7 protein-coding genes are annotated in these 6,490 nt (G+C 63.6%); 1 reads left to right on the forward strand and 6 read right to left on the reverse strand.

Annotated elements, in window-relative coordinates:
- Positions 1–240: 240 nt before the first annotated feature.
- Positions 241–744, forward strand: a complete 504-nt coding sequence (locus AB4074_RS01795; RefSeq protein WP_078108617.1) for a DUF3145 domain-containing protein — start codon at positions 241–243, stop codon at positions 742–744.
- Positions 745–844: 100 nt separating this feature from the next.
- Here AB4074_RS01795 and fabF read toward each other — a convergent pair whose 3' ends face one another.
- The 6 genes from fabF to AB4074_RS01825 form a co-directional block, all read right to left on the reverse strand.
- Positions 845–2,080, reverse strand: a complete 1,236-nt coding sequence (gene fabF / locus AB4074_RS01800; RefSeq protein ID WP_284751104.1) for a beta-ketoacyl-ACP synthase II — start codon at positions 2,078–2,080, stop codon at positions 845–847.
- 140 nt (positions 2,081–2,220) lie between these two features.
- Positions 2,221–2,466, reverse strand: coding sequence for an acyl carrier protein (locus AB4074_RS01805; protein ID WP_345449978.1), 246 nt, complete (start codon positions 2,464–2,466; stop codon positions 2,221–2,223).
- A 110-nt stretch (positions 2,467–2,576) separates the two neighbouring features.
- Positions 2,577–3,638, reverse strand: a complete 1,062-nt coding sequence (locus AB4074_RS01810) for a beta-ketoacyl-ACP synthase III (RefSeq protein WP_441411827.1) — start codon at positions 3,636–3,638, stop codon at positions 2,577–2,579.
- Positions 3,635–4,564: an ACP S-malonyltransferase gene (locus tag AB4074_RS01815; protein ID WP_441411828.1), complete on the reverse strand. Its 930-nt coding sequence runs from the start codon at positions 4,562–4,564 to the stop codon at positions 3,635–3,637. Before AB4074_RS01815 ends, AB4074_RS01810 begins: the two co-directional genes overlap by 4 nt.
- 88 nt (positions 4,565–4,652) lie before the next feature.
- Positions 4,653–5,897, reverse strand: coding sequence for a PucR family transcriptional regulator (locus AB4074_RS01820; RefSeq protein ID WP_441411829.1), 1,245 nt, complete (start codon positions 5,895–5,897; stop codon positions 4,653–4,655).
- Positions 5,898–6,101: 204 nt separating this feature from the next.
- Positions 6,102–6,490: transketolase-like TK C-terminal-containing protein (locus AB4074_RS01825; protein WP_441411830.1), on the reverse strand; the 389-nt coding region annotated here is incomplete at its 5' end.

Genomic DNA, 6,490 nt, shown 5'->3' on the forward strand with positions numbered 1-6,490 from the left:
ACTTCGAGGAGTCCCGAGGGAGGAAATCCGCCCGTCCGCGAATCGCACTGGCGTAATTCCGGTCGGTACGGCAAAATGAAAGCATTGTGGGGGAACTTTCAACCTAAACTTGAATGTTCTTCCGCTGCGGAAAAAATCATAGATAGGTAGGGAAACCGGAACGGCGCGGCACCCGCGCAGCATAATTTCATCCAGGCAGAGGTCGTTGGGGAAGACGTACCTACAGCTATGGAGGATGGAATGTCTGTTGCAATAACCCGCGGTGTCTTGTTTGTGCATTCGGCCCCTACCGCGTTGTGCCCTCACGTTGAGTGGGCCATCGGATCGGTCGTTGACAAGCGGACCGATCTTGAGTGGACCCCTCAACCTGCCGCGCCCGGAATGTTCCGCGCCGAGCTCTCCTGGGCGGGAGTCCCTGGAACGGGTGCCCAATTGGCTTCGGCGCTGCGTGGGTGGGCACACCTTCGCTACGAAGTCACGGAGGAGCCGAGCCAAGGCGTGGACGGCGCGCGTTGGTCGCACACACCGGAGCTGGGTATTTTCCATGCCGTCACCGATGTCCACGGCAACATCATGGTGACTGAAGACCGCATCCGCTACGCCTACGAGTCGGGGGCGGGAGATCCTGCCGCCGTCTACCATGAGCTTTCCTTGGCGCTCGGCGAGGCCTGGGACGAAGAGCTCGAGCCCTTCCGGCATGCCGCTGAAGGCGCCCCCGTGCGCTGGCTGCACCAAGTCGGTTAGGCAACAAAGTACCGAGACAGTTTCCATAGCAAAGAGGAGGGCCCCACGCGGTGGGGCCCTCCTCTTGTGCCTGGCTTGTGCCTCGAAACTGCAGCGACTGTCAGACGTTGCGGATGGCGATGACGGCGTTGTGGCCGCCGAAACCGAAGGAGTTGCTCAAAGCGACGATGTCGCCGGCGGGCAAAGTGCGTGCCGAAGTGACGACGTCGAGCGGGATCTCCGGATCCTGGTTCTCAAGGTTGATGGTCAACGGAGCCTGGCGTTCGTAGACGGCCAGAACCGTGAGCACCGCTTCTACGGCCCCTGAAGCGCCCAACAGGTGGCCCATCTGCGACTTGGTGGCAGAGACTGCCACATTGTCGACGTGGGCGCCCAGTGCGGCACGGAGCGCCGTGTACTCGGGCTTGTCACCGACAGGCGTCGAGGTGGCATGGGCGTTGACGTGCACGACGTCCTCGGCCTGGATGCGGCCATCGAACATGGCAGCCTTCAAAGCGCGGGTAGCGCCCAGGCCTTCCGGGTCCGGTGCCGTGATGTGGTAGGCGTCGGCTGTGACCGAAGTACCGGCGAGCTCAGCGTAGATGCGCGCACCGCGGGCGATCGCGTGCTCTTCGGCTTCCAGGACCAGGGCGCCGGCGCCTTCACCCATGACGAAGCCGTCGCGGTCGCGGTCGTACGGCCGCGAAGCGTGCTCGGGATCGTCATTGCGGCGGGAGAGGGCCTGCATCGAGGAAAACGCGGCGAGGGGCATCGGGTGGATGGCGGCTTCGGCACCACCGCACACGACGACGTCGGCCTTGCCTGAGCGGATGAGGTCCAGGCCGAGGTGCAAGGCTTCGGTGCCGGAAGCGCAAGCAGAAACGGGTGTGTGCGCACCGGCGCGGGCACCCAGGTCAAGGCTGACCGCAGCGGCGACGCCGTTCGGCATGAGCATGGGGACCGTCATGGGCAGAACCCGGCGGGGGCCCTTTTCCCTCAGCGTGTCCCAAGCGTCCAGGAGCGTCCAGACGCCGCCGATGCCGGTGGCGAAAGCCACAGCAAGGCGATCGTGGTCGATTTCGGTGATACCGGAGTCTGCCCAGGCCTCGCGGGCAGCAATGACACCGAACTGCGTGGACGGGTCCATGCGCTTGGCTTCAACGCGGCTCAGAACCTCAAGGGCCGGCGTCGAGCACCGGGCGGCAAAGTGGACCGGAAGGTCATACTTGGCAACCCACTCGTCCTCGAGTGTGTGGGCACCGGAGACCCCTTTGAGCGCGTTCTTCCACATCGTGGGGACGTCGCCGCCGATGGGCGTTGTGGCGCCCAGACCGGTTATGACTACTTTGCGTGCCATGCGATCACTCTCTGTCGGATCAGCCCACCCACGTGCTGTTCTCACTGGGGAGGCAGGAAAAAACTTTGGGAGATAAAGCAGCTGTGCCGGGCTTCGGATGCAACAGGGCGCACCCGAAGTCCGGCACAGTTGAGGCCAGGCTAGACCTGTGCGTTCGAGATGAAGTTGACGGCGTCGCCGACAGTCTTGAGGTTCTTGACCTCTTCGTCCGGGATGCGGACGCCGAACTTCTCTTCAGCGTTGACGACGATGGTCATCATGGAGATGGAGTCGATGTCCAGGTCCTCGGTGAAGGACTTGTCCAGCTCCACGGCTTCAGTGGCGAGGCCGGTCTCTTCGTTCACGATTTCAGCCAGGCCGGCCAGGATTTCTTCGTTGCTAGCCATTGTTGGCTCCTTTTCTTGTTGTGCCGGCTATTGCCGGAAATGGGGGCAAACCGCGGTTACGGCTTGGGTTTCAAAGCACTATTCAATTGAAAGGTAGGCGCGGTCCGAAACTACGGAAGAACGATTACCTGGGCACCAAACACAAGACCGGCACCGAAGCCGATCTGCAGGGCAAGGCCACCGCTGAGCGCAGGGTTCTCCTTGAGGAGTCGGTGCGTGGCCAGTGGAATGGAGGCGGCAGAAGTGTTTCCCGCATCAGCGATGTCCCGTGCAACCACCACGGTTTCGGGAAGTTTGAGCTTCTTGACCATTTCATCGATGATCCGCATGTTCGCCTGGTGGGGGACAAACGCTGCCAGATCCGAGGCTTCAATTCCTGCGGCGTCGAGGGCTTGCTGGGCAACCTTCGCCATTTCCCAAACAGCCCAACGGAAGACCGTCTGGCCGTCCTGGCGGAGGGTCGGCCAGACATCCTGCGCTGCGGAAATAATGGCCTGATCGTCGGATTCGTCCGAATGGCGGGCAGACTCGCCCAGGTTGCGGACTTCGTCGAGGGAATGCGTCATGCCGATCGCGTTCCACTTGCTGCCATCGGATCCCCAGACAGACGGGGCAATGCCGGGTGTATCGGACGGGCCGATGACCACGGCGCCGGCACCATCGCCAAGAAGGAAGGAAATGGTTCGCTCATGGTTGTCGATGACGTCGGAGAGCTTCTCGGCTCCGACCACCAGGACGTATTCAGCCGCGCCCGATCGGACCAAGGCATCGCCCTGGGCAATGCCGTAGCAGTAGCCTGCGCATGCCGCGGAGATGTCGAAGGCCGGTGCCGGGGTGGCGCCCAAACGGTCGGTGAGGGCGGCAGCCGCGGACGGCGTGGCATACGGGTGCGTGACGGTGGAGACGATGACGGCGCCCAGCTGGGAAGCCTCAATGCCGGCCTGCTTGAGCGCCTCGCGGGCAGCTCCCTCGGCCATGTCGATGACGCTGACATTGGCTGCGGCGCGGTGGCGGGTCACGATACCCGTGCGTTGGCGGATCCATTCGTCCGACGAATCGATCCACTGGCAGACGTCGTCGTTGGTGACGATGATGTCCGGGCGGTATGCCCCGATGCCGACAACGCGTGAGTATTCGTTCCTCGATGCCTGCTTGAGTACGGGGGTGCTCATGCGTCTCCCTCCAATTCCGCGAAGAGTGCAAGTGCGGCGGACAAATCATCCGGGGTCTTGACGGCAACGGTCTTCACGCCTGGCATGCCGCGCTTGGCGAGGCCGGCCAGGGTGCCGGCCGGCGCCAGCTCGATGAGTCCGGTGACTCCGCGCCGGACCAGGTTCTCCATGCACAGGTCCCAACGCACCGGGCGCGAAACCTGGGCGATCAGGCTTTCGACGGCGGCACTGCCGTCCGTGACCTCCTGGCCGTCGAAGTTCGAGAGCAGGGGAACCGTGGGAGCCTGCGGCTTGAGGGATCGCCGCAATGCTTCAAGCGCGCTCACGGCCGGAGCCATGTGTGATGTGTGGAACGCACCGGCAACCTTCAGCGGGATGACCCTGGCTTTGGCCGGAGGGTTGTCAGCAAGTGCCTGGAGCTGTTCGAACGTGCCTGCCGCAACGGTCTGGCCCGCTCCATTGACGTTCGCGGGAGTTGCGCCGGCCGCCTCAATTGCAGACAGCACCTCGGCCGGATCGCCGCCGACGACGGCACTCATGCCGGTGGGGGTGACCGCGGCGGCAGCGGCCATGCTGTTGGCACGCTCGCGCACAAACGTCATGGCTTCGGCCTCGCTTAGGACACCCGCAAGCGCCGAGGCCGTGATCTCCCCGACCGAGTGGCCGGCAAGGACGATCGGGAGGGTACTGAGTTCGACGTCGAACAGCGATTTCGCTGCCACGAGCCCTGCGGCGACGATCAAGGGCTGCGCGACGGCGGTGTCCTTGATGGCTTCTTCATCGGAGGTGGTGCCGTGGGCCTTGAGGTCGATGCCTGCGATTTCGCTCAGGGAGGCCAAATGGCCTTCTACGGAAGGGAGCTCCAGCCAAGGGGCCAAAAATCCAGGGGTCTGGGAGCCCTGTCCAGGGCAGACGATTGCAAGCACGTAACCAGCTTTCCAAATTGCCGCGTGAACTACTGGTGTTTGCGTACACCAAGCTCACTGGGTCAGTTTGTAGGAAGTCTACAACGGTTCAACCCGCGGATCGGGTACCGTGACGCTCCGACGTCGCCTTTGGCTGGGCCGAAAGCCTGCCCACAACCAACGCGGTTTGGAGCACGAAAGCCTCCCGCGGGAGGAGCGGGTCCCACCCTGTGACGTCGCAGACGCGCTTGAGACGATACCGCACGGTGTTTGCGTGGACGAACAACTCGCGGGCAGTTGCTTCGAGGGAATGGCCAAGTTCCAGATAAGTGCCGAGGGTTTCAACAAGGCCGTTGGAAGCGGCCAGCAGCGGCCGGTAAATGTTCTTGATGAGGGAACGGCGTGCGGCGTCGTCACCCGAGACTACGCGTTCCGGGAGGAGGTCGTCCGCGGCTACCGGTCGCGGAGCCGAAGGCCAAGCCTTGGCGGCGGTGAGCCCGGCAAAGGCTGCCTGGGCAGAGCTGCTTGCCTCCAACAGGGAACTGGCCTCGGGTCCGTAGACAACCGCGCCCGGGGCGAAAAGTTCGCTGAGTCTCAGATACGCGGTGTCGCGGTCTTGCACGCCACCCAGAATCAGGATCAGGCGGTCGCCCTGGATTCCAACCAGGGCGTCTTCCGAATAGCGTCCGGCGGTCCGGCGCAACTCGCTCACATAGCTTGCGCTTGGTTCCGACGGCGAGTTTCCCACCATCACCGTGAATCGCTCCTGGGCCTTCCAGCCGAGGGCCGCGATGCGGGAACGAAGGGCGTCGGTATTCTCGCCACGGAGGATGGCGTCCACAATCAGGGCTTCGAGCCTCGTGTCCCAGGAACCGCGGGACTCGGCGGCGCGGGCATAGACATCCGCGGCGGCGAATGCCACTTCCCGCGAATAACGCAGGACTGCTTCGCGCAAGGAGGGTTGGTCGGCTTCGGGTGCGATCACAGGGACCTGGTCCTCCACCACCTCGACGACGATCCGGATCAGCTGGAGGGCCTTTTGCAGGCTGATGGAGCGGGTCAGCTCGGTGGGAGCGTTCCCGAAGACGTCCGTCAGGATCCAGGACGGCGAGCTCGGCCGTTCGTACCACGTCACAAAGGCCGCGATTCCGTTTTGGGCAACCAGGCCCAACGCTGAGCGTTCGTCGGAGCTCAGCCGGCTGTACCAAGGCAGTGATTTCTCGAGCTTCCGCATGGTGGTGGTGGACAGTTGCCCCACATTGGCGCGGAGCCGCTTGAGAGTCTCCGCCTTTTCCGGTGTTACTGTCCGCGCGGCCGCTTTGCGTTTCGCGGGGGTTTGAATCGGCTCTGCCATTCCTTGAGCATACGGCGCATCATCCACAAGCTCCATTTGTGCGAAGGCTACAACTGCGTTTGGTGCGCGTCACGCGCTTGCTGCGCCAATTGGTGCTGTGGGTTGATCGTTGAAGCCCGGATCTTAAAGCCCGACGGCGGCCCGCACCTTTCGGTGCGGACCGCCGTCGAGATGTTGCTGGCTTCGTCTTGCTTCGCTGGAGGCTTAGCTTTCGCCGCCTGCCCCGCCGGTGGTGCCGGCGTTGACATCGAGGAGACTGTACTTCTCGATTGCCTGGGCCGCAGCCTGTGCGTCGACTTCGCCTCGGCGGGCGAGCAGTTGCAGGGTCTTCACGACGATGGAGTGGGTGTCGTTTTTGAAGAAGCGGCGTGCGGCTTGGCGGGTGTCGGAGAATCCGAATCCGTCGGCGCCGAGGGAGGCGAATTCGTTGGGGATGAATTGGCAGATCTGGTCCGGGACGGCTTTCATGTAGTCGGTGACGGCGATGACCGGTCCGGTGGCGCCGGCGAGTTGCTGGGCGACGAACGGGGTGCGGGGTTCTTCGCCGGGGTTCAGGAAGGCGTGTTCTTCGGCGGCGAGTCCGTCGCGTCGGA

The organism is Arthrobacter sp. 2MCAF14, assembly GCF_052115645.1.
Classification (GTDB): Bacteria; Actinomycetota; Actinomycetes; order Actinomycetales; family Micrococcaceae; genus Arthrobacter.